The organism is Spirosoma humi (assembly GCF_054776575.1).
In genome coordinates this window covers 770,840-796,384 of record NZ_BAAHBR010000008.1, presented here as the reverse complement: position 1 = coordinate 796,384, position 25,545 = coordinate 770,840, and the positions used below count along the sequence as shown (strand labels likewise).

Here is a 25,545-nt window from a genome sequence, read left to right as displayed (position 1 = left end):
AAATAGCGGGAAGCCATCAGGTAACTACCTGCTTCTATAAAGAAAGATCAACGCGTTCTCTACGGCATACTTCCCCATTATATTTAATTTACCTGAGGCCGATCCGTTGTCGTTTTTTTACAACAAAAAAGTCCCGCTCGGTTAAGCGGGACTTTTTTGTTGGTATTTACTCATTAATAGCGCTCATTGCCTTCGTCTTCTTCCTCGGCCAGCTCTATAATTTCAGCATCCAAGTCGTCGTCCGACAAATCGTCGCTGGTATCATCTATAAACTCGTCAAGTTCTGCATCGTTGGAGAGTTCGTCGGTAGCATGGCGCGCCGTAGCCGTATCCGTATACAGCAGGGTATCCGTGGCTTCGTCGTCTCCCTGATTCATGATGTCGGGTTCGTTGTTAACACCCAGCCCGGCATAAACGATAGCATCCTGTTCCACATCATTTTCGGGTATATTGGTATTCTGGGGCGACATGCCTTCCAATGGGCCGCCCGTACTTTGGTCAACCTGTTGCTGACCGGAGCTACTCGTGTTTTCCATAGTGGTTGCGTTGCTGGTGGTGAATGACTGGATTAATTGCCTGCCCGTTTCCGGTCACCAGCTGTTCATCTTTAACTACCGGCAATAAAAAGAGTTTTCAGAAAGTCCGGGGTTATTTCCAGACGACTACTTTCTGAACCTGAATAGGCCGATTGTCCGTCAGGAGCCGTAACAGGTACGTACCGTCGGCCAGGTTTCCCAGGTCAAGGACCGTTTCGACGTCAGCTTTAACGGCCTGTGTGGGTATCATGGATTGGCCCGATAACGATACCAGTTCGATGCGCCCGTCATAGTGCGGACGAACCGTCAGGTAGCGGTCCGTTGGGTTCGGAAATACCCAGGGACCAGTCGGCTCGTCTTCGATGACGCCCGTTACGACTACTTTCTGGGAGGTATTTTTGAGGTAACGCAATCCACCGGCCAGGCTGCCCAGCATTAGATCGGGAAGCTGATCACCGTCGAGATCGGCAACAGCGGCAATCAGTCCTTTACCGGGCAACCCTATCGACGCCAACGAGTCGATCAGCGTAAACGACTGGTCGGGGCGGTCAGGGAATTGATAGACCCGAACCGTACCATTATCGGCCGCGGCAATCAGTTCATTTTTCTGATCGCCGTTCAGGTCGGCCACAACCAGCGAACGGGCTTTTGCATAAACAAAATCGTCGGTGGTAAATCCGCCAAAGGTCTGATTCTGCAATTGAAATACCGGGCTGGTCGCCGTTCCGGCATTTCGGTAGTATAGAATCGTTCCGAAGTTGTAGCGGCCAATAAGCACGTCAGGTTTACCGTCTTTATCGACATCGGTTACGGTCAGCAGGTCGAGAAAGCCCATCAGATCGGGCTTGGGCCAGCGGATAGCCCCGGCCGGATTGTATTGAGCCGCGGCCCCTTTAGCCGCCGAGTTAATGAGCACGCGTATCTCAACACTCGTGGCCGAAGCACCGGTAAGTACCAGGTCCATGCTGCCGTTATTATCCACATCGGCGAAGGAGGGGACAGTGTTTGTCAACGCCAGCGACTGGCCCAGGCCCAGATAGTCGGTTGTGACGAGGGCGAAGGCGGGATTTTGCGTGGTGCCTTTATTTTCGAACTGCCAGATACCGGCGCGGTAGCTGGAGCCCAGCCCTACCCCGCCATAACCGACCAGCATATCCATATCGCCATCGCCATCCAGATCGGCCAGTGCGGGGGCCGCCCGTTCGCCCAGATCGAGCATATCACTTTGCAGAAAATCTTTCTGTATAAGCTGAAACGCCGGCTTTTGGGTTGTCCCCGTATTTTTATAAAACCAGCCCGATGCCCGAAAATCGAAGGCATGGCCATCGTTGAAGTTGACGTTGGGCGAGGCCAGCAAATCTTTCTGCCCATCGCCGTCGACATCTTCCCAATAGGTCGCCGGAAAGGCCGGAAACAGAATCGGGTTAGTAGCCGGGAATAAACTATCGTAGCCGACAAAAGTAGCTTTATCACTGTTCGGACCGGCATTGTGCAACCGGGCAATATTCTCGCAGCTCACAAACCCGAACAGCAGGTCTTTATTTCCATCACCGTCGGTATCGACAACGGTGAGCGTATTGCCCGTATGCAGGGGCCTTGCTCCGCTGGGTTTGCCCTGGCCTGGATTGGTCCCGCCTGGATTGGCGGCAACCCGGCCCGAACCCGAGACATCCGTACACTGAATACCAAACGTAAAATCGTTGCAGAACTCCTTATGGAAATGACCCCAGCACTGATCGCCGGTTCGCATGAAGTCGAGTCCTCCTTTTTTGCCGGTCTTCTCGACGCTCATGTTCTGCTGATAGGCAATGATATTTCCGTCGGCATCGAACGTAATAATATCGATGTCTCCATCATCATCGTAATCTGTAATGGCCGGTAAATCGACGGAGGTAACGTAAAGCGTCTGGAAACCGCTGAAGCCAATCGTTTTGAGCGGATCAACCGCCACCTTAAACGATACGGCTCCGCCCTGCGATTCATTATGGTAGACGACCACTCCCTTATCGCTGTTAGTGAATATGTCTTTCCGGCCGTCGAGGTCATAATCGACCAGCAACATCCAGCTATACATGACGGGTGGAAAAGCGATTTCGTATTCCGGCGCATACTGCCACGCAATGCCGCTACCAATTGGGTTATCAACGGCGATAAAGGTACTGACCTTATTGGTGGTCCGGTCGAACACGGCCAGATCGTCGCGCGAATCGTTGTTCAAGCGGATGGTTGAGTACTGCGTGGTGTTGAGACCACCCGCCCAGGGATTGAGCAGGGGCCGCCCATTGATACTCACCGTCGGGCTTTGCTCATACCGAAATGAGATCTTTCCGGCCGACTGCGCGAACGTGACGAGGGGAATTACTAAAAAACAAAGCGTAAACAGCTTTTTCATCTATTTTTGGGTCTCTCTTTAAGCAGGGAGTAAGGCCTGTGTGAAAAGTCAATTCACGCTCATCCCATCCGTTGCGTTTAGAAAACGTTGAAACCGACCCGAATATGATGGTCTCCATCGAACAACTCTACCATAAATTTCAGGAATGCACGGGCGTGTCGACCGATACCCGCCGAATAACGCCCGATTGTCTGTTTGTCGCCCTCAAAGGCGATACCTTCGATGGGAATACGTTTGCCGAACAGGCCCTGGCAGCGGGCGCTCGTTATGCCGTTGTCGACGATTCGGAGGTAGCCAGCCGTGTTCCGGGTTGCCTGCTCGTATCCGACGGGCTGACGGCCCTTCAGGATTTAGCCCGTCATCACCGCCAAACGTTTACTTTTCCGGTCATTGCCCTGACCGGCTCCAATGGTAAGACAACGACGAAAGAACTGATAGCGGCCGTCTTGTCGAAGAACTACCAGGTGTATGCGACAATCGGCAACCTCAACAACCACATTGGCGTGCCCCTTACGCTCCTGGCGCTCAACGAACAGCACGAACTGGCCATCGTGGAGATGGGCGCTAATCACCAGAAAGAAATTGAGTTACTCTGCTCCATTGCCCAACCCACGCATGGCCTGATCACCAACGTGGGCAAAGCGCATCTCGAAGGGTTCGGTGGTGTAGAAGGCGTCAGAAAAGGGAAAGGAGAACTGTACGATTACCTCGCTCAAAACGCAAAAACGGTCTTTATCAACTCGCGGGATAAAATCCTGACGGCCATGTACCGGGAGCGATTGAAAGCAATCCGCGCTGAAACAACCTTCGCCGAAGTTATCTTTTATCCGGCCGTGGACTCGGATGAGGAACCGATTACCCTGCTCAGCGAATCGCCGGTGGTCGTTTATCGGGATAGCACGGGGCATGAGGTGACTACGCATTTACCGGGCCGTTATAATTTCGAAAACATGCTGGCAGCTCTGGCCATTGGTGCCTATTTCGACGTCTCGCCCGAAGAGGCCAGCCGGGCCGTAGCCGATTACAACCCCACGAACAATCGGTCGCAGCACATCACGAAGGGCACAAATACCGTATTGCTGGATGCCTACAATGCCAATCCGAGTTCGATGGCAGCGGCTATTCAGCAGTTTGCCGCAACGCCCGTGAAACGGAAAGTGGTGATTCTGGGCGATATGTATGAGCTCGGCCCGGAAAGTGAAGCCGAGCACGCAGCGTTGGGCAAACTAATTGCGGAAAGCAAGTTCGATCTGGTCATTCTGGCGGGGAAAGACATGCATTATGCACTGGGCTACTTACCGAAAGCATATTATTTTCCCGATAAATTTTCACTACATAACTGGCTGATGGACAACCCAATGACGGACACACACATCCTGGTAAAAGGATCGCGGGGCATGAGTTTGGAATCGGTTGTGCCTTTCCTCTAAAAAACATTCATCTCGTCGTAATCAATCGCATGAAAATCAGTTGGTGCATAGGCCTATTTTTTATTAGTACCTGGGCGCTGGGGCAGGCGCAGCCCGTAGCGACAAATCAACCGTTTGAAGCCGAAATCCGTGCTTTTGAGCAAGCCGATATGGCCTCGCCCCCACCCCAGAACGCGATTGTTTTTACGGGAAGCTCATCCATTCGGTTGTGGGATAACCTGTCCACTTATTTTCCCACGAAAAAGATACTGCAACGGGGTTTTGGTGGTTCACAACTAAGTCAGGTACTGTTCTATGCAGACCGGATTATCGTTCCATACCACCCGAAACAGGTTGTAGTCTATGCCGGTGAAAACGACATTGCTACGGGCAAACAAACCGGTAAGCAGACTTTTGATCGGTTTGTAGCCTTGTTCGAGCACGTTCGGCAAAAATTACCGAATACTACATTCACGTTTATTTCGATTAAGCCAAGCCCCTCCCGTCGGCAGTATTTCCCGGAAAATGACATAGCTAACCAGCTCATCAAGCAGTACCTGGGTAAACAGAAAAATACGCAGTTTGTGGACATCCGACCGGTTATGCTGGGTCAAAATGGCCAGCCGGTACCCGCCTTGTTCAAGCCTGACAGCCTCCACATGCTGCCCGCAGGCTACGAACGCTGGACGACCGTACTAGCGCCTTATTTGAAATAGATGCTGTGAGGCAAAAAGCCCCCTATCTCACGCATCACAACGTCATTTCCATCCGAATGTCGGCGCGCGAATAGGGCGTAGGCATACTGGGCACTTCGCGAAAACCAACGCTGGCGTACATAGTCAGGGCGGGTGTCAGTATGCGGTTGGATTCCAGCCAGATGGTTTTAGCGCCTACCTGCCGGGCGTACGCAATGGCGGCTATACATAATTTTTTACCAATTCCCTGACCTTGAACCGTCGGCGAAACGGCCATCTTGGCCAGTTCAAATTCTGAATTTTCCTGAGCTGGATCACCCGTATTAACCATCGCCACGCACCCTACGATCGCATCGCCTAGCTTGGCTAAAAATATCTGTCCATTATTCGGTAGAATGTGGACCTCAGGGTGATCCAGTTGTTCCAGATCGTGCGGTTCGACCACGAAAAAGCGGGAGATCCACTCAATGTTCAGTTGTTTAAAGTTTGATTGATAAGCGGCACTGTACGGGATAATAGACATGTCGTTCATGCTAGATCAAGAATTACGATGTTGATTTAACTGGTCCTGTATTCGGTCGGAAAAACTCCGTTCGGCTAATTGCCCTTCCATATCCTCAAGTGATAGCAACAGGTTGTGTGTTTGCTGGCCCAGCATGCTTTTGTTGACCGCAATGAAAGCATCCCAAAGCGGCTGAAGCTTCGGCAGCATGGCTTGCCCGGTTTCGCTCAGTGTCAATAAACGCTTTCGCCCGTCCAGCTCAGATTTAGCGGACACGATGAGCCCGTGCTTTTCAAGTTCATTAAGCACCTGAACCACGGCCGGGTGCGTGATGCCCAGGCGTTCAGCAATTTCCATAACGGCAACCGGTCCCTGTTGAGCAATGAGCACGAAAATGGTAGCCCAGCGCACATCAAAATCCACGCCCGACTGTCGGTAGGTTGCCGTTACGGCCTGCCAGTAAACATCACTTAATCGCCTGAGTCGGCTGGCAAGCGCCAACTCAGCCATTTCGGCCATAAAATCCATAGTATGTAAGAACTTACGTAAGTTCTTACATAGGTAAGCATACGTATGGAAAAAGTCAAGGAAATCTTCCGTTAAGACGCAACCAGATACAGCGCAGGACCGTACGGGCTCATACAACGAGTCATAAAACCGGTTACCAACGCTTAATTCCTTCTTTTATGCCAAGCAACTGTACCTTTCTGCGAATAATCCTCATTGGTTTCCTGCTGTGCTCAGCCCTACAGAATCAGGCCCAGGATACGTCCTATGTTCGTCAGCCCGCAGCCTCATTGGTAGACACCCTGGCTGATGATACACAGCTACGTGAGTCCGCTGTCGATTTATCCGTTCAGCCGCTTTTACCCGAAAAGATGCTCTTCACACAACGGATTTTTTGGGGACCTAACGGGCTACTTCGGGTCATGAAAGCCGCTCCCCTTACACCGGAAGGACGACAGAAAGAACAGAAGGTCCGTGGTTTTATGCTGGTAGCTCACCAGGTTACCGGTTATGCAACCCTGGCGGGATTTGTTATGCAGGGCATCCTGAGCACCAAACTAGCCAGGGCTACAGGTAGCGAATACAGCCACTTGCTCCGTTTACAGCAAACAACGCTGACAATGACCAACATTGCCTACGGCACAACGGCCCTGCTTTCGTTAACGGCTCCCCCGAAAATACGAGCCAATCGAAAAACAACGCCAGGCGGTCTTAAGCTGCATCAATATCTGTCCCTTATTCACCTGACAGGTTTCGTGGCCACTAACATTTTAGCCCAGAAAGCAACGCACAATTCGGAATTCAGGCCCTATCAGCAGGTAGCGGGTTTTACCACATTAGCCGCCTTCGCACCCGCTCTGATCGCGCTGAAATTCTAAGGAATCAACTGAGCGTCTTTCAGTCAACAGTTTTCGTAGCCAATCGCCCGTGCTGGCTTTTGCTATCAACATGCCGGGCTACCTGTCATTTGCAGACTAAGTTTGAGCTACGGGATAATTATAGCTCCTGTCCAAACTTATCTCCTGTCAATCCTAACCGACTGTCCTTTATTTAGATTTATTAAAAATAAATTTCATCTCAGCGAAATCCGTCGTTCATTTGCAACTCTTTAGAATGAATCTATATAATAACTGCAAATGAATGCCATTAAATTACTTTATGTTCTTGTTTTTTCTCTAAGTGCCCTGGTTACTCACGCCCAGACAGGAGGAACCATTCGGGGTCATATAAAAACCTCTGACGGGAATCCGGTCGAAGCCGTAACTGTAAGCCTGAAAGGAAAAGGACAGGGTGCCCTGACGAATGCAAAAGGCGATTTCTCGATAAATCATGTTAAAGCGGGCACCTACCAGCTTCAGGTATCTGCCATTGGCCTCAAGACAGTAGAGCAAACCGTTACCACAACGGGTAATGAGTCGGTTACCGTCGACTTCACGTTATCGGAAAGCGCGTCTCAGTTAACGGAGGTGACTGTCAATGGCAGTCGTACGAACCGGTTTTCCCGCTCTTCGAGTGATTACGTGTCGAAGATGCCGCTGAAGAATCTGGAAAATCCGCAGGTATACAACACCATTGGGAAGGAGTTATTGACCGAGCAACTCGTTTTTTCGGTCGATGATGCCATGCGGAATGCGCCGGGCGTCCAAAAAATGTGGGAGGCTACCGGCCGGTCGGGCGACGGTGGAAGCTATTATAATACCCGTGGCTTTATTGTACAAAGTCAACTGCGCAATGGCCTGGCGGGTAACGTTACCAGCGACATCGATGCCGTGAACCTGGAAAAGCTGGAAACGATAAAAGGGCCATCCGCAACCCTGTTTGGGAGTGCCCTGACCTCTTATGGCGGTCTGATCAACCGGGTCACCAAGAAGCCATACGAAACGTTTGGCGGAGAAGTTACCCTGTCGGCAGGCAGTTACGATTTTCAGCGGGCCAGTCTTGACGTGAACACGCCACTCAACAAAAGCCGCAACCTGATGCTGCGCGTTAATACGGCGTTCCATCACGAAGGAACCTTTCAGACGCAGGGCTTTAGCCGCCGGTTTGCCTTGGCTCCCAGCCTGTTGTTCAAGCCTACCGATCGGTTGTCTATTCAGCTTGATGCCGAAATCTATCGGAACGAGAACGTTGGCAAACAACTCTTCTTTTTCTACGTGCCGGGCTACACGCTTGGTGCTACCCGCGCCGACCAACTGAATGTCGACTACCGGAACTCGTACATGGGCAACGGTCTGAGCCAGCAATCGCGCAGTACGAACCTGTTTGGTCAGGTGAATTACCGGATTTCCCCCGCCTTTACGTCCTCGACAAACATCAGCACCAGCCACAGCTACTCCAACGGGTTCGGGCCTTATTTTTACTTCCTTCCATCGGATCGAGGCCTTGGCAACAACAACCTGGTTCGGGCCGACCAATCGACGCGCAACAGCACCAATGATGTGTTTGAAGTGCAGCAACTTTTCAACGGTGATTTCCGACTGGGCAGCCTGCGCAACCGGATTGTGGTTGGCCTGGATTACCTGCATGTAAACTCGAATCAATTGTTTTTCGGCAGTGTCTATGATACGGTCCCGGTTGCCAACGATTATGATTACAGCAAATTTAGTGGGTCAGCACTAACCGCATTGTATGCCACGAAAGCGCCGGATTTCACCTATCCATCCTCCGGCATTCGGGACACCTATAGTGCCTTTGTTTCCGATGTTCTGAACCTGACCGATCAGTTAAGCGTACTGGCGGCTCTGCGGGTCGATGATTTCCACAACAAGGGTGGCATTGTCGGCTCACCCGTGGCTGGTTACACGCAGACGGCCTTTTCGCCAAAATTCGGACTTGTGTATCAACCGATTAAAGACAAAGTATCGCTGTTTGCCAATTACCAGAACAGCTTCAACAACCAGGGCGTTTACAATGCCTACGACGTAACGGATTCCGACAGCCTGACCCAGCAGTTTGCCAAGCTGGAACAGGCCAACCAGTTTGAGGCCGGGGTGAAACTAAACGCCTTCGGCGGACGGCTCACGACAACGGTCAGTTACTATGACATTCAGGTAAAAAACCTGCTTCGCAACGATCCGAACCCGCTGGCAGCGGCTAAATTTGCCCAGACGCAGGATGGTACGCAGTTGAGCCGGGGCGTTGAAATCGATGTGGTAGCGAATCCATTTACGGGATTCAACGTGGTGGCTGGCTTCTCCTATAATGATTCGAAGCTGACGAAAGCCGATGCTGATGTGAACGGCCGCCGACCTACCACGGCCTCCTCACCCGTGCTGGCCAATCTATGGCTTAGCTACCGCTTCAACTCCTATGGGCTCCGTGGACTGGGCTTTGGCTTCGGTGGTAATTACGCCAGTGACAACAAGATTCAGAACAGCATCAGCCAGGGCGAATTCATTTTACCCGCTTACACAGTTCTTAATGCGTCGGCCTTCTACGACCGGCGTAAATTCCGGATATCGGCTAAAGTAGATAACCTGACCAACCAGCATTATTGGATTGGCTATACCACTATGAACGCCCAGAAGCTGCGAAGCTTCGCCGGAAGCGTTGCCTACAAGTTTTAATCAATTCTAAACGGCATAGCCCCGGTAGTTGCCGGGGCTATGCCGTTTAGAATTATCCAGTTCAAATTACTTAATCCAGTGGTCTCATGAGCACCGCCAACCAAGTTAAAACCTGGTTTCAGATTCATAAATGGACGAGTCTGATTTGTACGGCTTTCCTGCTGATGCTTTGTCTGACAGGCTTACCACTTATCTTCCACGAAGAGATCGAGGCTCTTGAAGGCAAGCCTCCGCTGGCGCCCGCCCTGCCCGCCGGAACGCCGACGGTACCACTGGAACGACTCGCTCAAAAAGCCCGCCAGCAGTTTCCGACAAAAGTGATTCGCTTCGTTTACTGGGACGAACATGAGCCGAACACGACGACATTCACCCTGTCGGATTCCATGACGGCTCCAGCCGACAACTACAAGCTGGTTATTTACGACAACCGCACCGCCCGTGTGCTGGAAGAGCCCAAGCTACAGGAAGGTTTTATGTACGTGATGCTGCAACTGCACATCGACATGTTCATGGGCATCGGTGGCAAATTATTTCTGGGTCTGATGGGCTTGTTCTTTGTCGTTGCCATTGGGTCGGGCCTGATGCTTTACAGTCCGATTATGCGTCGCTTCAATTTCGGCATGATCCGCACGGAACGGTCGACTCGCTTGAAATGGCTTGACTTGCACAACCTTTTGGGGGTCGTAACGGTCGTCTGGGCCACGGTAGTAGGCTTCACGGGCGTACTCAATACGCTGGCCGAAGTGGTGCAGGGGGTATGGCAACAAGGGCAACTGGCCGAGATGGTGGCTCCCTATAAAGGCGCGGCTCCGTTGCGGGGCACTCTGGCTCCACTCGATCAGGCCATGAAAGTAGCCAAAGAAGCGGCTCCCGGTATGGAGCCTTCGTTTGTGGCTTATCCGGGCACGCTGTACTCCAGCCAACACCACTACGCTGTTTTCATGAAAGGGACAACGCCCCTGACGTCCCGGCTAGCCAAACCCGCTCTGGTCGACGCCAAGACGGGTAAACTGACCGACATGCGAAGCATGCCCTGGTATGTCAATGCCGTTTTCATTTCACAACCGCTGCACTTCGGGGATTATGGTGGGTTACCGCTGAAAATCCTCTGGGCCCTGTTCGATGTACTTACCATCATCGTTTTAGGCAGTGGACTTTACTTATGGTTTGCCCGTAATAAAGCTACTCAGGCCCAACTCTCCCGCTTACAGTCAACGGCCCAACCAGCCTTTAGCCGATAGGAAACCATGAAACACCGACGTTTTATGCGTAGACGAGTAAGTACCAGAACCTATGATTACTGGCACGTCTGGACGATGCCAATTTTAATGGGCGTTCTCAGTGTCATTGGGCTTTTGGCGGCCCTGGTCGGCGATGCGGTCTGGGATGGCCTTTCCTGGCTCTGCCTAGCCATCCCGCTGGTTGTCATTGGCTGGTTTTTACGGAAATCAGGATCGGTCAAACGCTATCGATGAAGCGTTGATCACGAAACAGGTAAACGTTTCGTCAATGGCCACCGTGGCCTTTACCAGTTGGCCCGGCGCAGTTTATCGGGTTGCAGTACCCGAATACCGGCATTGCTCACATCTATCAGGCCATCCTGCTTAAACTCGCCCAGTGTGCGGATCAGTGATTCGGTTGCCGTTCCGACAATGGCAGCCAGATCATCCCGTGATAGTTGAATAGCCGCGCCAGCTAGCTGCTCATGCAGCCGCAGCAAGGCATCGGCTACCCGCCGACGCAGCGAACCGTAAGCCATACCCAGTAGCTGCTTTTCGGTTTCATCGACGCGTCCGGCCAGCAAGCGCACAAACTGACGGCTTACCTCAGGTTGTGCCATCAGGAGTTGCTGAAAGTCGGCCTGGGGAATGTAAATCAATTCTGAATCATCCAGCGTAACAGCCGAGTCGGTGTAAGCCGTATGGTCGATCAAGGCGAGATAGCCAAAAAAGTCTCCCGCCCGATAAAGCCCCGTGACGAACTCCTTACCATCCGTATTGGTACGGGTTGTTTTTACCCGTCCGCTTTTAAGAAAATACAGCCGCGTCGGCTCATCCCCCTCGGTATAAACAAATTGCTTTTTGGGGACACGGTGCGCCTTGCGGTCAACAGATAACGCCTGTAGGCCCCCGGTTGACTGGGCATTATCTAAAAATTGATTCAGTTCGTTTGGTTGCACCCGATTAGCCGGATCGGCTGACGTTGGCCCAACATTCCGGAAGCGGTTTAGTCGCCCTTCCACGGCGCTGAGTAGTTCCGTATCGTCGAAAGGCTTGGTCAGGTAATCGTCGGCGCCGAGTTCCATGCCTTTCCGAAAATCTACCCGTTCCGATTTAGCGGTCAGGAAGATGAATGGAATGCCGTTCAGGCCGGGATTGCTGTTGACGATGTGCAGCACGCCATACCCATCCAAAACCGGCATCATAATGTCGCAGATAATCAGGTCGGGCCGGTTGGCTAGGGCTTGCTCAACGCCTACCTTCCCATTTTCAGCGGTCAGCACCCGGTAGCCGGCCAGTTCCAGGATCTCTGCCGTATTCTCGCGAATGTCGGCATTATCTTCAATGAGTAGGATTGTTTTCATAAGGTAGCATCAGGGTAACAGTGGTGCCTCGTCCCAACTGGCTGGTCAGGTCGATCGTGCCGCCCAGCAGTTCGAGGTATTTGGCAACGATGTGCAGGCCAAGGCCCGTACCGGCAAAATTGATAACGTTCTTGGCCCGGAAAAACCGTTCGAAGAGGTGCTTCTGATCGTCGGGCGAGATGCCGATGCCTTCGTCGCGGATGGTCAGTTGCAGGGCGCGGTTCAGCCCGTCGGCCTTAAGCCAGACAGACTGATTTTCGCCGGAATACTTGATGGCGTTGGACAATAGATTCACCAGAATTTTACGCAACAGCGAGGGGTCGGATTGCACCGTCTCTTCGCCGGTGAACGCCGTCTGAAGGCGTTGCCCCGCTTTCAGCATACCCTGCAAATCGGCCACTACCTCACCAACCAGGGCGGGCACATTTACGGGAGACCAGTTGGCTTCCACCCGCCCTTCTTCGAGCCGCCCAACGGACAGGAACTCTTCGAGGATGTCGTTGAGGTGATTAACGGAGGATTTAATTCGCTGGATATGACGCAGCCTCTTGTCCTGCTGATCGCCACCGGGGTATTTTTCGATGAGCGACGCGGAGGTAAGTATAGCACTTAGGGGGGTTCTGAACTCGTGAGAAGCCATCGAGACGAAGCGGGATTTGAGTTCGCCCAATTCGCGTTCGGCGGCCAACGCTTTGGCCAGTTCATCTTTCGACTGCTCAAGCTGGTGGAGGGTGGCCATGAGCGCGTGCGTACGGTCGGCGACTTTCTGCTCCAATTGGGCATTGAGCTGCTCGATGCGATCTTTCTGCTCCAGCAGTGTCCGCTCAGCTTCTTTTTTGAACGTAATGTCGATGATGTAGGCAACGGCGAACAGCGCCCCGTTCTGGTGATAATAGCTCAGGCTGATTTCGGCGGGGAACACGGAGCCATCCCTTCGTTTGGCGTACAGATCGCGGCCGTGCCCCATGGCTCTCACCTGTGGATTCTCATTAAACGAAGCCCGCAGCCGCTCGTGGCGGTTGACCACCGTGTCGGGCACAAGCGCTTCGATGCCTAGTTCGGTCATGTCTGTATCGTAGCCAAACAGTGTACACGCAGAGCGATTGGCGGATATGATCCGCCCCTGCTCATCCGAAACAAGGATGGCTACGGTAGCATGAGTAAAAACGGCCTCGAACGAGTCGTTGGACATACGATACTAATTTCTGAGTGCGAAAGTAACACGAACCGGCGTCGTATTGGCTGATAAAAATCAGTTTATCGGTTGATACGGCTCACCGTTTGGTGGTCGTAATCGGCGCAACTTTACAGCAATAAACTAACTTTTCGTCATGATATCCTCTTCTTCGTTGCTGACGCCGGTTCAGCTACCCGTGCTGCTGGTCTTTACGCCAGCGACTCTGACCCAGCGGGCTGAGGTGGACCAGTTGGTAGAAAAAGCCCGATCGGTGCTCAACCCGGCCGTTCGGATAACGCATATCACCGAAACGACGCATCCAGAAGTGGTCAGTAGTTTCGGGTTTTCGTCGCAGCCCTCGTTTGTGCTGCTCCAGCGCGGCCTGGAGTTATGGCGGCATACCGGCTTTATCGACAGCCCGGAACTTCTTCAGCAGTTACGCACCCGGCTTGGTCAATCCATTTTCACAAACCTTACCGATTAAATTTTATGAACCGTACCGCTTTCTGGCAATCGAATGTACCTACACTTCCTGCCTGCCGGGCAGGGTATCTGGATCAGAAACAGGCTATTGATCGACAAACCCAAGAGATTGACCAGCTCCAGACCCTGCTGCTTGACATCCTGAACCGCTACAACTACCGAAGTCTGCGCCACTCGGCTATAGAGTACTACCGCAAGCTGAATAACTTAAGGACGCGCCTGAACTGGCTGCATCGTGACTTCGTCTGTGAGGGCGCGAATTGCGGAGCCATTACCGAAACGAGGGCCTGCTCTGATACGCACTTTGGCCTATCGACCGCCCTGGAACGTCATATCGCTACCCTGATGGATGAGTACGAGTGTATCAAAGCAGACTGCACTCAATTTTTGTCAGGTATGATGACGCTCAACCTTCTTTAACACGTCCTTGTATTGAAAAGGCGTCAGGCTTGGAAGTCTGACGCCTTTTCATTTTACCAGGGCACCGTGGCAGATCGGGATGGTGCCCGAAGGTTGGTCGGGGATTTGGTAATTGGCAAGTCCCCGACCAATGAGTAGCAGCCCAACGACGACCGTTGCAAGGGACAATGCCCAATTCAGCCGTCTGCGGCCCACCGTTGTTAACCAGACCGCCAGGGTGTTAACGCCCACCAAGGCAGGCAATGTACCCATCCCGAACAGCAGCATGTAGGTAGCCCCCGCCAGTGGCGTATCGGTGGTCAGGGTACCAGCCAGCGCCACGTAGGTAAATCCGCAGGGTAACAGACCATTCAGAACACCCAATCCGGCGAAACCCACCCAGCCCGGTTGACGCAGGCGTTGTCCAAACGCGGTTGTTACCCAACGATTTAGCCAGGGCCAGCGTAAGCCCGCAGCCCAATGGCTCCGCCCGATAGAACCGGCCAGCAGAACAATTCCGCTAAAAACAGCCAGGGGGCGCTGCCAGCCCAGCAAATGCAAACCGAACCCCAGCGTACCGGCGAAGGCCCCCAACGTGCTGTAGGTTGCGATTCGGCCGGCATGGTACAACCCGATGGCCAACCCGCGCTTCGACCGTTCCAGGCGGCCAACGGGCAAAGCCGCTGCCAAAGGACCACACATGCCCACGCAGTGCAGGCTGCTGATCAGTCCTGTCAGAAGTGCGGTAACCAGCCAGGCTAGCATCTTTATATAAATAGCTGCTCCTCTTTGTAGTAGTCTCGTCGGCCGTCCGACCAGGAGAATTGCACCCGCCAATGCCCTTTCGACAGTTTTTTAGTCGAAATCACCTGGCGCGTAGCGGGGCCGGCCAGCATTGGAACCTGAAAATCCTGACGCCGGTCGGCGGGGCGATAAAATAGAATCTGGCCCTTCCTGAGCGAGTCAGGCAAGGCAAAAACAACCTGTTGCTGATGAGATTGATACGTCATGGTAACAGAAGAGTTAGATTGATCCGGTCCGGTGTTGCGTGCGTTGCTAACCTGGTCGATGTGTTGCTGATAGCTAAGCTCATCCTGATAATAGTCGTCGCGCACCAGATCGACGCGCTGGCGGCTCATCCGAAACACCATTGTGCCAATGAAACCAGCAAACAGAATAAAAAAAAGCGGTATGGCTTTGCCCCAGTTCATACGTAATGAGTGAAAAGTGAATGGATAAAGAGTGAAAGAGTGGATGAATGAAAGAGCGAAAACTTCATCTCAGCATATTTTATTGCTTTTTCGCTTACTGAATCGGTCCCAGAAAGGTTGTTTTAATGGTATCGAGTACGACCCCTCCGGATAGAATTTCGATCTCTACAGGGGTACTGTTTTGGTGGATAGCTTTTTCGGGCAGGAGTATGAAGAACATACCCTTCGCCAGTTCGTCAGCGGGCACCCTCGCCAGAGGCTGCACCATTTTTAACTGAGCGCCCGGATACGTCACACGGAAGGTTACGGGTCGGGGGTGGTGCGTTTTATTGACCACTTCGACCAAATAGAGATTTGACACCCGGCCACCTGATTCGCGCTGGAACAGTTGACCAGGTGCTCGCAGAACGGTCGTTTCCAGATCGGCGCGCCCGGCCAGTAGATACCCCCACACGCCCATAATCAGGAGCAGGACGAGACTATAGGCCAGCATCCGGCCTGAAAATCGCCACGGACTACGTGTCTGAATACCCGCCAGCGAATCGTGCCGGATAAGGCCCCGCGGACGATCAATTTTGTCCATCACGTCGTCGCAGGCGTCGATGCAGGCGGTGCAGCTAATGCATTCCATCTGAATGCCCTTGCGAATGTCGATGCCGGTAGGGCAAACCTGTACGCATAACTTACAATCGATGCAGTCTCCTTTCGGGGCAACCGTCAGGGGTTGCAGCGTGGAGCTGATAGCAGGTGTTACCTTCTGTTTTTTCCCACGAGGTTCGCCACGCAGCTCATCATAGGCAACTACGACTGATTTTCGGTCGAGCAGAACGCCCTGCAGACGGCCGTATGGGCAAATGGTGGTACAGACAATCTCGCGCAGCCAGGCAAAAACGGCGTAAAATACAACGGTAAAGATCAGAATGGCCGATAGTCCGCCGAGGTGGTTCATGGGGTCATCGCGGACGATGTCAAGCAGCGCATCCTTACCAATGATATACGCCAGAAATGTGTTGCTGATGACGAACGAGATGAGAAAGAAAACGGTGTATTTTGTGCCCTTCTTCAGGAGTTTCTCCATTGTCCAGGGAGCGGCATCGAGTCGTCTACGGGCCTTGAAATCACCTTCGATGGCCATTTCGATTTTCCGAAATACCATTTCCATGAATACCGTTTGTGGACAGGCCCACCCACACCATACCCGGCCATAAACGACCGTAAAGAGCGAAATGAAGACGATGAACGCCAGCATACCGATGGCAACGAGGTGAAAATCCTGTGGCCAGAACGTAACCCCGAAGAAGTTGAATTTCCGCTCCAGTACATTGAACAGAAACAACGGCTGCCCATCGCGGCTAAGAAATGGCCCGCCGAAAAACAACGCCAGCAATAGCCAGGCAACCCCTGTGCGCCAGCGGTAGTAACGACCTTTTACCTCACGCGGATAGAGCCACTGCCGCTTACCGCTCGATGGTTCGGCGGCAGCCTGCCGCCGGTACGCATCAACGGGCGTTTCAAAGTCATTGAATTCCGTCGTCATGGAGTTTGGTTGTTACGCGGAGGTACGTAAAGAATACGCTAAGCTTTACAGGGCCGGTTTCGTTAGGCGTTCGTTTCAGCGAACGGCCACGGGGGGACCTTCGGGCGTTACCTTATCGCCCTGCGGCTCTTTGGCATCCGCTGGCTTCGACCCCTGCAACGACAGCACGTAACTGGCTACCTGCTGAATCTGTAACGGATTGAGCTGTTTCTTCCACGAAATCATGCCCTTTTCCGGAACGCCCTCGGTGATGGTATGGTAAACAGCCCTGATCGAGCCCCCGTGGAGCCAGTACTCATCGGTTAGGTTTGGCCCCACTTTACCTTCGGCATTCTGCCCGTGGCAGGCAGTACAATACTGGGCAAAAAGCGCCTTTCCGCCCTCAATTCCCTTTGCGTCGGTGAGTTGGGTCACGTTATTTTCGTTGATTTTCCCCGACACCAGCTTCAGGTAGGCTTCGCGTTGCTTGTCGGCGATGGCCACCTCCTGGCTATATTCCTGCTCCATAATATTGCCGGAGCCGATCACGTGAAAAACCAATAGGTACACCACCCCAAAACCAATCGTACTGTAAAACAGGCCCATAAACCAGGGCGGTGTTGGGTTGTCCAGCTCGGCAATGCCATCGTAAGCGTGTTCCATAACCAGATCGCTCTCGCTGCTGAGCGCGTGGAGCCCTGCCCACCGCTGCCAGGATGAGCGGTTATCGACCGGTTTGGCGACGACCCGCGGCCCCAGTGCCTGCCGTAAAATATAGGCCAGGTACAGGGTTGCGACGAACATCAGGCCGACTCCCGCAGCGATCAGAAAAAGTATGACTACCCACAGCAGGTCATCGCCCGAACGGAGGTTCCAGACGGATGAGCCCGTGGTCGGATCGACTAAGTTGGTTAAAAACAGGTTCATGACAGGAAGGAATTAAAGTACTGGCGCTCCGGCATCGGTAGATTCGTCCAGGGGCAGGCGACCCATGCGTTGAATGTGCCCTTTGTCCGCAATGAGCAGGTACAGACCCACCAGCACAAAAAAGAAAAGAAACGTCAGGAACGAGCCGATCATGTAGATGTCTGCCCCCGGAATCGTGGATATAAATTGCTTGAACATGGCTAGTTTGTCTGCATTTTCTTAATGTCCGTACCGAGTCGTTGCAGGTAGGCGATCAGCGCCACAATCTCGCGATCCGACTTGACCTTGATCCCTTCCTTCGCCAGTCGGCCACTGACCTGATCAGCTTGCTTCATGAGGGACTCGTTGGCGTAGTCAATCGTTTGATCATCGTAGGGAACACCTACTTTCTTCAGCGCCCGCAGCTTATCCGACGTCGTCGATATGTCCAGTTTCTGCTCCAGCAGCCACGGATACGGCGGCATGATGGAGCCGGGCGACATCGAAGCCGGGTCGCGCATGTGGTGGTAGTGCCAGGAGTCGGGGTACTTGCCGCCTTCGCGGTGCAGGTCCGGGCCGGTGCGCTTACTGCCCCACAGAAACGGGTGGTCATACACGAATTCGCCCGCTTTCGAATACTCACCGTAGCGCTCGGTTTCGGAGCGGAACGGGCGTACCATCTGGCTATGGCAGTTAACGCAGCCCTCCCGGATGTAGAGGTCGCGTCCCTGCACTTCGAGTGCCGTATAAGGCTGTACAGAAGCAATGGTCGGCACGTTCGACTGGACCATGAAGGTTGGAATCAGCTCGACCAGTGACCCAATCAGAATCACCACGAGCGAGCCAACCAGCAGCGGAAAAGGTTTTCGCTCAAACCAGCGGTGCCAGTAGGTATCCGAGCCGGTGGGCGTATAGGCTTTTGTTAAGGCTGGTGCTTCGGCGGCTTCGTTGGCAACGAGCGTTCCGGCGGCCATTGTCTTGAACAGGTTGTAGGCCATCAGCATTGCCCCGAATAGGTAGAACGTACCGCCCAGCGCCCGCATCTGGTGCATGGGCAAAATCTGGAGTGTCGTTTCGAGAAAGCTGGGGTATTTCAGAACACCTTCGGGCGTGAATTCTTTCCACATCATTCCCTGTGTGAAGCCCGAGATATACATCGGCACGGCATAGAACAGGATACCCAGCGTACCGACCCAAAAATGAATGTTCATCAACTTCTTCGAGTAGATCGGCGTATGGTACAGGCGCGGAATGAGCCAATACAGTATGGCAAAAGCCAGGAAGCCGTTCCAGCCCAGGGCACCCACGTGCACGTGCGCGACGATCCAGTCGGTGAAGTGGGCAATGGCATTGACGTTCTTCAGCGCGAGCATCGGCCCCTCGAAGGTAGCCATGCCGTAGGCCGTTAACCCCACGACCATAAATTTCAGAATGGCATCCTCACGAACCTTGTCCCAGGCACCCCGCAACGTCAGCAGCCCGTTGATCATGCCACCCCACGACGGCGCAATCAGCATGACCGAGAAGACAACTCCCAGTGACTGCGCCCAGTCGGGCAGTGAGGTGTAGAGCAAATGGTGCGGCCCTGCCCAGATATAGATAAAAATCAAGGCCCAGAAGTGCAGAATCGACAGTTTGTAGGAGTATACCGGCCGATTGGCCATCTTGGGCAGGAAGTAATACATCATCCCCAGGAATGGCGTGGTCAGGAAAAACGCCACGGCATTGTGTCCGTACCACCACTGCACCAGGGCATCCTGAACACCAGCGTAGAGGTAGTAACTTTTGAAGAGGCTCACCGGCATCTCGAACGAGTTGACAATGTGAAGCACGGCAACGGTCACGAACGTAGCGATGTAAAACCAGATGGCTACGTACAGATGCCGCTCCCGACGTTTGATGATGGTGCCAAACATATTGACGCCAAACACCACCCAAATCAGGGTAATGGCAATGTCGATGGGCCATTCGAGTTCGGCGTATTCATGGGAGGTGGTCATACCCAGCGGCAGTGTAATAGCCGCAGCGACAATGATGGCCTGCCATCCCCAGAAGTGAATTTTACTAAGCACATCAGAAAACATCCGCGCTTTACAGAGCCGTTGCAACGAGTAATACACGCCCATAAAAATCGCGTTCCCGACAAAGGCGAAAATAACGGCATTGGTATGCAGGGGGCGAATCCGGCCGAACGTGGTGTACTGATTGCCCAGGTTGGCAGACGGGGCAAATAACTGGCTGGCAACCAGGACGCCGACCAGCATACCAACGAGCCCCCAGATAACGGTAGCTACCGCGAAGTTGCGGACAGTCCGGTTGTCGTAAGCAAAATACTCTACCGGCGATCCCCCTTCTGGCGGCTGCTTTCCAATAGCTTCGCGGTCGGACGAGATAATGGCTACGGGTGATTTAGACGAGACATTCATGGCAAACAAAGAGGTGATTAAGGTACGGTAGGTTCGGCTCCATGGGTTACGGGGGCTTCCGGCATGTCATCGTCCAGCAACATTCGCAAAGACGGTGTATACAGATCATCCTGCTGGCCGGTTTTCATCGACCAGAAGAAGGCCCCCAGGAAGCCCAGTGCCATCAACAGGCTGACTCCGATCATGAAAAAGATAATGTGCATGGCCCAACGATTTAACGGCTCAAAGGTGCAGCTAACCAAACCGGCATGGTATGAGAAACGTCAGCTGAGGGACTGATAGAATTCAGGAGGACACCCCTAACTACATGTAGTTCAAATCGTTGTTAACCTTCAGGCGGATAATACCCAGGCGGTTCAGCAGGCGTATGATTGGGTAGGTCGGATCGAACTCGTGCCATCGAAAGCCACCAAAATTAGCCCGCCCGCCAAACTTATGATGGTTGTTGTGATACGACTCGCCCATCATCAGAAAATCAACCGGCAGCAGGTTTTTGGCCGTGTCGTTTACGGGGAAATTTACGTAGCCATATCGGTGCGCGTACCAGTTAATGATAGCTCCGTGAATTGGTCCCATCAGGTAATGCACCGGCAGCAACGCAAACCACCAGGCCGATGGCGCGTAGAAACAATACACGAGCGTATACGCCGTTCCCCACGCCAGCCGTACCGGCCATCGATCGCCGAGCCACTCCATAAACGGCCAGTTTGGTACACCCTTCTTGAATTTTGGGGCGATGTGGTCGCGATTATTGAGGATGTCATTATAGAATAGCCGGGTTTTCCACATCATATCGAACAATCCGGTTGCGTACGAAGGCGAATGCGGATCGTCTTCCGTATCGGCATAGGCGTGGTGCAGACGGTGCATGATGCCATAGGCGCGGGGGCTCAGAAACGACGACCCCTGGCCAATAAACGTCAGGGTATAAAAAAACTTCTCCCAGCGGGGGCTCATGACGAACATCTGGTGAGCCGCGTAACGATGCAGGAAAAAGGTTTGGGTGAAGATGGAGAGATACCAGTGGCAGACAAAGAACGCAAGAATGATAAGCATGTAGGAAGCGGAAAGTGCTGGCACAAAGTTGAGCGGTATCCTGCGCCGACACCATGACAAGCGTCAGGCCGACGGCTGAAGCCAATCAGGTTTGAGTCGACAATAGCCTACTCCTTGTTCAGCGTTCGTCGCTTAGTTTTCCAGCCGCCCACCACCGCATACCGAGTGTTGCGATAAGGACCATGGTAGTCGAGCTAAGCGGCATCAGGATGGCAGCCACTACCGGAGACAGGTGCCCCATCAGGGCGTAGCTCAGGCCGACGACGTTATAGAGCAACGATACACAGAAGCTAAACCGGATCAGTCGCATGCCGAACCGGCTGAAATGGATAAACCGGGCGAGTTCATGCAGCGATGACGCGTCCAGGATTCCGTCGCTGGCGGGCGTAAACTGGATGGTATCGTCTGTGACGGCAATACCCACATCGGCCTGTTTGAGCGCACCGGCATCGTTCAGGCCATCGCCGATCATCAGCACGCGGTGACCTTCGGTCTGCAACTGGCGCACCACATCGAGTTTCTGTTGGGGGCTGCATTCGAACACCATCCGGTCGTTCTGAAACCAGGACAGCAGTTCCGGTTTGGCAGCCTCATTATCGCCCGAAAGCAGGTGAAGCGTATGGGTCTTACTCAGGTCGGTGAGCATCGCTCCAATACCGGGTCGGTACTGGCCAGGAAAGTGAAAATAGCCCCGGTAATGGCCCTCAATACCAAGGTGAACGACAACGCCTGCGGGTTTTCGGGCAGCCTCATCGCCCCCAACAAAATCCAGTCGGCCTACTTTCACCTGCCAACCATCCACCAGTGCCTGAATACCCTGTCCGGCCAATTCGGTAAAGCCTTCGGTCGGCAGGGGATGCACCTGGTTCAGGTACGTCGTTAATCGCCGACTAAGCGGGTGGGCCGACTGACGTACGACCGACAGCACCAGCGACCGTTCAAAATTGGTCAGTGCGGGAGAAAACGATTCAGTAATGCCAATTGAACCCGTTACGGTTTGTTCGCTCACTGGCTCATTGACCGTTGTGAGGGTACCCGTTTTGTCCAGAACAATGGTATCGCAGGCAGCCATTTGTTCAATGACGTCGGCGTTTTTAAGGTAAAGCTTACGCTTACCCAGCAAACGCAGCCCATGCCCCAGTGCTACGGGATACGATAACGACAGAACGCAGGGACAAGCTACGATCAGTACGGCGGTAAAGGCGTTGACCGCCGTACCGACCTCGCCCCGATAGCCATACCAATACAAGCCGATGAAGGTCGCCAGACTGAGTACGGTCAGCGTAAAGTATTTACCCACGTAGTCGGCAAACGTAGTGAACTCGTCTTTATCGGCCTTTCGAAACGCATCGTTGTTCCAGAGCTGAGTCAGGTAGCTTTGCGATGTTTCGCGAACGATCTCTATGTCGATAACTTCGCCCATTTGCCGTCCCCCGGCAAACAATAACGTACCGGGTTCCTTCCGCTCCGGCTCCGATTCGCCCGTCACGAATGAGTAGTCGATGATGCCCGTACCCCGATACAAAATACCGTCAGCCGGGATCAACTCGCCATGACGAATACGAATGCGGTCACCTTTCTGTAGGTCCGCTACCGGAACGGGCGTTTCAGCGTTGGACAAAGCGTTGCGATTAAGAACGCGTTCTGTCCCTTTTGGTAATCGCATAACGGCCAGCGGAAAGTACGCCTTATAATCACGCTCGAACGACAGAAAATCGTAGGTCCGCTGTTGAAACCACTTGCCGCACAGCAGAAAGAAAATCAAACCCGCTACAGAATCGTAATAGCCTGCTCCATTGAGGAAAAGGACTTCATACGTGCCTCGTGTGTACGCAACTAGAATGCCCACTAAAATAGGAAAGTCGATATTGACGAATCCCCGCCGAACGTCCTGGCGTAAACTTCGCCAGACGGATTCAAAATAACCCGACCCCGAATAGAACACCACGGGTGTTGCCAGCAGTAAGTTAATAATGCCGAACCAGTGCCTGAACGATGGCTCATCGAGGCCGAGGTACTCGGGAAAGCTAAACAACATGATGTTGCCCGCACAAAAGCCCGCTACTGCCAGCCGGTAAAGCAGAGGGCGGTAGGTTGGCGTTTGCTGTTGGTGTACGACATCGCTCAGGCTGATGAGTGGCTCATACCCCAGCGAGGTAAGCAGTTCGGCAAGTTCACGCAACGACAGCTCGGTCGTGGCAAAGGTTAGATGGACCTGTTTTTTAAGAAAATCGACCCGTGACTGCCGGATGGCCGGGTTCAGGCGGTAGAGGTGTTCCAGCAGCCAAAGGCACGAACTGCAGTGAATGGTCGGGATGTAAAACGTCACGATCGTGATGGTATCGTTCGTAAACTCCACCAGCTGGTGCCGTACCTCGGGCAAGTCCAGAAAGGCCATTCGGGCAATCGGCCGGGGTGTCTGGCCCGGCCGCGCGTTGAGGTCGTAGTATTGGCAAAGCTGATTTGCGCTCAGGATTTCGTACACGGTCTTACAACCGTCACAGCAAAAATGCCTGTCGTCAACGCATAAATCTTGCGCCGTGCAGTCGTTGCCGCAGTGGTAGCAACGGGCAATAGGTACCGAGGCCGTAGACATGGTCATAGAATTTGGCGCAAGTTGCCACGACCTGCCGTCCTGTGCCCTGACAACCATCAGGTATGGAGCTGACAGGACTCAGGGAGGTTCCCGGCCGGGCCAGCCATCTTTGCCGGATCAAGGCTAAACACCGCATGAACACGCTTATTCAGAAATACAACGTTCCGGGTCCCCGGTACACCAGCTATCCGACGGTTCCGTTCTGGGACGAGACTACTTTCAGCGAAGCCGCCTGGATAACCAACCTGAACCGGGCGTTCAGCGCAACGAACAGCGCCAGTGGGATTAGCCTGTACGTGCATTTGCCCTATTGCGAAAGCCTCTGCACATTCTGCGGCTGTACGAAGCGCATCACCAAAAATCATCGTGTCGAAGAGCCGTATATAACTGCCCTGCTTGCCGAATGGGACACTTATTGTACCCTGCTGCCCGGTCGTCCACGCCTTGCCGAACTTCATTTTGGGGGCGGTACACCAAGCTTCTTCTCCCCCGAACAGCTTCAGCGTTTGTTGACCGGCCTGTTTCGCCGGGCCGATCCGGCTCCAATGCCTGACTATGGCTGGGAAGGACACCCGAATAATACCACAGCCGAACACCTACAGGTACTTTACACGTTTGGATTCCGGCGCGTCAGTTTCGGTGTGCAGGATTATGACCCGCGGGTACAACAGGCCATTCACCGGATTCAGCCGCCAGAAAATGTCTGGCGTGTAACGGAACAGGCGCGGGCCATTGGGTATACATCCGTGAGTCACGATCTCGTGTTTGGACTGCCGTTCCAGACGCCGGACTCCATCGAAGACACGATCCTCAAAACGTTACGCCAGAACCCTGACCGCATTGCGTTTTACTCCTATGCACACGTACCCTGGATAAAAGGAAATGGGCAGCGTGGTTTTCGCGACGAGGATCTGCCATCGGGGGATCAGAAGCGAGTGCTGTACGAAACAGGCCGCGACCTTCTCGAGAGAGCGGGCTACGTCGAGATTGGCATGGACCACTTCGCACGGCCGCACGATTCTCTTTATCTGGCCATGCAGAACGGCACGGTGCACCGCAATTTCATGGGATACACCACAACCCAGACGCAGATGCTGATCGGCCTGGGAGCATCATCCATTGGTGATGTCTGGTCCGCTTTTGCGCAAAACGAAAAAGATATTGATGCTTATGTAGGCAAAGCCATGGAGGGCCAACTGCCTTTGCTGCGCGGGCACATTCTGGATGATCAGGATCAGTTCCTGCGTCGGCAAATTTTAAATATCATGTGTCAGGGCAAAACGAGCTGGCATCTGGGCGGTTGGTCGAAGGTTGAGTGGGCGCGGCTATCGGAACGGCTCGAAGCATTCCGACTCGATGGTTTACTGAATTACGATGCCGAAGGACTGCGTGTCAACCCGGAAGGTCGTCCGTTTCTTCGTAACATCTGCATGGCCTTCGACGAACGGCTCAATCACACCCAACAAAACAGGAGTACTGTTCAAAGGCCTTTGTTTTCTCAAACCATCTGACGAAGACGGTACTAACCCGGTCATAAAAAGCCCCTGATCCGCTGGATCAGGGGCTTTTTATGACCGGGTTATT

The 25,545-nt window shown here is 53.3% G+C and carries 24 protein-coding genes; 9 read left to right on the top strand and 15 right to left on the bottom strand.

Going from position 1 to position 25,545, the window contains the following annotated elements; all coding sequences use genetic code 11:
• Positions 1-173 precede the first annotated feature (173 nt).
• Positions 174-536 carry a hypothetical protein gene (locus tag ACYU8Y_RS12045; RefSeq protein WP_460937434.1) on the bottom strand — a complete coding sequence of 121 codons (363 nt, stop codon included), beginning with the start codon at positions 534-536 and terminating at the stop codon, positions 174-176.
• A 112-nt stretch (positions 537-648) separates the two neighbouring features.
• Complete coding sequence (locus ACYU8Y_RS12040) at positions 649-2,928, bottom strand: T9SS type A sorting domain-containing protein (RefSeq protein ID WP_460937432.1); 2,280 nt, start codon at positions 2,926-2,928, stop codon at positions 649-651.
• Positions 2,929-3,035: 107 nt separating this feature from the next.
• On the opposite strand from ACYU8Y_RS12040, the gene ACYU8Y_RS12035 reads away from it, so the two are divergent.
• Complete coding sequence (locus tag ACYU8Y_RS12035) at positions 3,036-4,358, top strand: UDP-N-acetylmuramoyl-tripeptide--D-alanyl-D-alanine ligase (protein WP_460939032.1); 1,323 nt, start codon at positions 3,036-3,038, stop codon at positions 4,356-4,358.
• A gap of 29 nt (positions 4,359-4,387) precedes the next feature.
• Positions 4,388-5,053 (top strand): GDSL-type esterase/lipase family protein, encoded by a 666-nt coding sequence (locus tag ACYU8Y_RS12030; RefSeq protein ID WP_460937430.1) that lies wholly within the window; start codon positions 4,388-4,390, stop codon positions 5,051-5,053.
• 34 nt (positions 5,054-5,087) lie between these two features.
• On the opposite strand, the gene ACYU8Y_RS12025 is transcribed toward ACYU8Y_RS12030, so the two are convergent.
• Entirely contained in the window at positions 5,088-5,564 is a 477-nt protein-coding gene (locus ACYU8Y_RS12025) for a GNAT family N-acetyltransferase (protein WP_460937428.1), read from the bottom strand.
• A 6-nt stretch (positions 5,565-5,570) separates the two neighbouring features.
• On the bottom strand, positions 5,571-6,062 hold the full coding sequence (locus tag ACYU8Y_RS12020; protein WP_460937426.1) for a MarR family winged helix-turn-helix transcriptional regulator: 492 nt from the start codon (positions 6,060-6,062) through the stop codon (positions 5,571-5,573).
• Between the two features lie 158 nt (positions 6,063-6,220).
• Between ACYU8Y_RS12020 and ACYU8Y_RS12015 the strand changes: the two genes are divergently transcribed.
• The 4 genes from ACYU8Y_RS12015 (at position 6,221) to ACYU8Y_RS12000 (ending at position 11,082) form a co-directional block, all read left to right on the top strand.
• A complete protein-coding gene (locus tag ACYU8Y_RS12015; protein ID WP_460937424.1) occupies positions 6,221-6,919 on the top strand; it encodes a hypothetical protein in 699 nt (232 codons plus the stop codon).
• A 258-nt stretch (positions 6,920-7,177) separates the two neighbouring features.
• Positions 7,178-9,607, top strand: coding sequence for a TonB-dependent receptor domain-containing protein (locus ACYU8Y_RS12010; RefSeq protein ID WP_460937422.1), 2,430 nt, complete (start codon positions 7,178-7,180; stop codon positions 9,605-9,607).
• A gap of 86 nt (positions 9,608-9,693) precedes the next feature.
• Positions 9,694-10,848, top strand: coding sequence for a PepSY-associated TM helix domain-containing protein (locus ACYU8Y_RS12005; protein ID WP_460937420.1), 1,155 nt, complete (start codon positions 9,694-9,696; stop codon positions 10,846-10,848).
• Positions 10,849-10,872: 24 nt separating this feature from the next.
• Positions 10,873-11,082 (top strand): hypothetical protein, encoded by a 210-nt coding sequence (locus ACYU8Y_RS12000; RefSeq protein ID WP_460937418.1) that lies wholly within the window; start codon positions 10,873-10,875, stop codon positions 11,080-11,082.
• A gap of 50 nt (positions 11,083-11,132) precedes the next feature.
• Here the strand turns inward: ACYU8Y_RS12000 and ACYU8Y_RS11995 are convergent, their stop codons facing one another.
• Positions 11,133-12,191, bottom strand: coding sequence for a response regulator (locus tag ACYU8Y_RS11995; protein ID WP_460937416.1), 1,059 nt, complete (start codon positions 12,189-12,191; stop codon positions 11,133-11,135).
• Entirely contained in the window at positions 12,169-13,383 is a 1,215-nt protein-coding gene (locus ACYU8Y_RS11990) for a PAS domain-containing sensor histidine kinase (protein WP_460937414.1), read from the bottom strand. The genes ACYU8Y_RS11995 and ACYU8Y_RS11990 overlap by 23 nt, the downstream gene beginning before the upstream one ends.
• A 139-nt stretch (positions 13,384-13,522) precedes the next feature.
• Here ACYU8Y_RS11990 and ACYU8Y_RS11985 point away from each other — a divergent pair, with 139 nt between their 5' ends.
• Both ACYU8Y_RS11985 and ACYU8Y_RS11980 read left to right on the top strand, forming a co-directional pair.
• Positions 13,523-13,852 (top strand): thioredoxin family protein, encoded by a 330-nt coding sequence (locus ACYU8Y_RS11985; protein ID WP_460937412.1) that lies wholly within the window; start codon positions 13,523-13,525, stop codon positions 13,850-13,852.
• A 5-nt stretch (positions 13,853-13,857) separates the two neighbouring features.
• Positions 13,858-14,271, top strand: coding sequence for a hypothetical protein (locus ACYU8Y_RS11980; protein WP_460937410.1), 414 nt, complete (start codon positions 13,858-13,860; stop codon positions 14,269-14,271).
• A 48-nt stretch (positions 14,272-14,319) separates the two neighbouring features.
• Here the strand turns inward: ACYU8Y_RS11980 and ACYU8Y_RS11975 are convergent, their stop codons facing one another.
• The 9 genes from ACYU8Y_RS11975 to ACYU8Y_RS11935 form a co-directional block, all read right to left on the bottom strand.
• On the bottom strand, positions 14,320-15,015 hold the full coding sequence (locus tag ACYU8Y_RS11975) for a sulfite exporter TauE/SafE family protein (protein WP_460937408.1): 696 nt from the start codon (positions 15,013-15,015) through the stop codon (positions 14,320-14,322).
• A 2-nt stretch (positions 15,016-15,017) separates the two neighbouring features.
• Complete coding sequence (locus ACYU8Y_RS11970) at positions 15,018-15,461, bottom strand: FixH family protein (protein ID WP_460937406.1); 444 nt, start codon at positions 15,459-15,461, stop codon at positions 15,018-15,020.
• A gap of 94 nt (positions 15,462-15,555) precedes the next feature.
• Positions 15,556-16,998: a cytochrome c oxidase accessory protein CcoG gene (ccoG, locus tag ACYU8Y_RS11965; protein ID WP_460937404.1), complete on the bottom strand. Its 1,443-nt coding sequence runs from the start codon at positions 16,996-16,998 to the stop codon at positions 15,556-15,558.
• 75 nt (positions 16,999-17,073) lie between these two features.
• Positions 17,074-17,904: a cbb3-type cytochrome c oxidase N-terminal domain-containing protein gene (locus ACYU8Y_RS11960; protein ID WP_460937402.1), complete on the bottom strand. Its 831-nt coding sequence runs from the start codon at positions 17,902-17,904 to the stop codon at positions 17,074-17,076.
• 12 nt (positions 17,905-17,916) lie between these two features.
• Entirely contained in the window at positions 17,917-18,102 is a 186-nt protein-coding gene (locus tag ACYU8Y_RS11955; protein ID WP_460937400.1) for a hypothetical protein, read from the bottom strand.
• A 2-nt stretch (positions 18,103-18,104) separates the two neighbouring features.
• On the bottom strand, positions 18,105-20,309 hold the full coding sequence (gene ccoN / locus ACYU8Y_RS11950) for a cytochrome-c oxidase, cbb3-type subunit I (protein ID WP_460937398.1): 2,205 nt from the start codon (positions 20,307-20,309) through the stop codon (positions 18,105-18,107).
• A gap of 17 nt (positions 20,310-20,326) precedes the next feature.
• Complete coding sequence (ccoS, locus tag ACYU8Y_RS11945; protein WP_460937396.1) at positions 20,327-20,512, bottom strand: cbb3-type cytochrome oxidase assembly protein CcoS; 186 nt, start codon at positions 20,510-20,512, stop codon at positions 20,327-20,329.
• Between the two features lie 100 nt (positions 20,513-20,612).
• Positions 20,613-21,365, bottom strand: coding sequence for an acyl-CoA desaturase (locus tag ACYU8Y_RS11940; RefSeq protein WP_460937394.1), 753 nt, complete (start codon positions 21,363-21,365; stop codon positions 20,613-20,615).
• A gap of 118 nt (positions 21,366-21,483) precedes the next feature.
• Complete coding sequence (locus ACYU8Y_RS11935) at positions 21,484-23,961, bottom strand: heavy metal translocating P-type ATPase (protein WP_460937392.1); 2,478 nt, start codon at positions 23,959-23,961, stop codon at positions 21,484-21,486.
• Between the two features lie 134 nt (positions 23,962-24,095).
• Here ACYU8Y_RS11935 and hemN point away from each other — a divergent pair, with 134 nt between their 5' ends.
• Positions 24,096-25,472 carry an oxygen-independent coproporphyrinogen III oxidase gene (hemN, locus tag ACYU8Y_RS11930; protein WP_460939030.1) on the top strand — a complete coding sequence of 459 codons (1,377 nt, stop codon included), beginning with the start codon at positions 24,096-24,098 and terminating at the stop codon, positions 25,470-25,472.
• Positions 25,473-25,545: the final 73 nt, after the last annotated feature.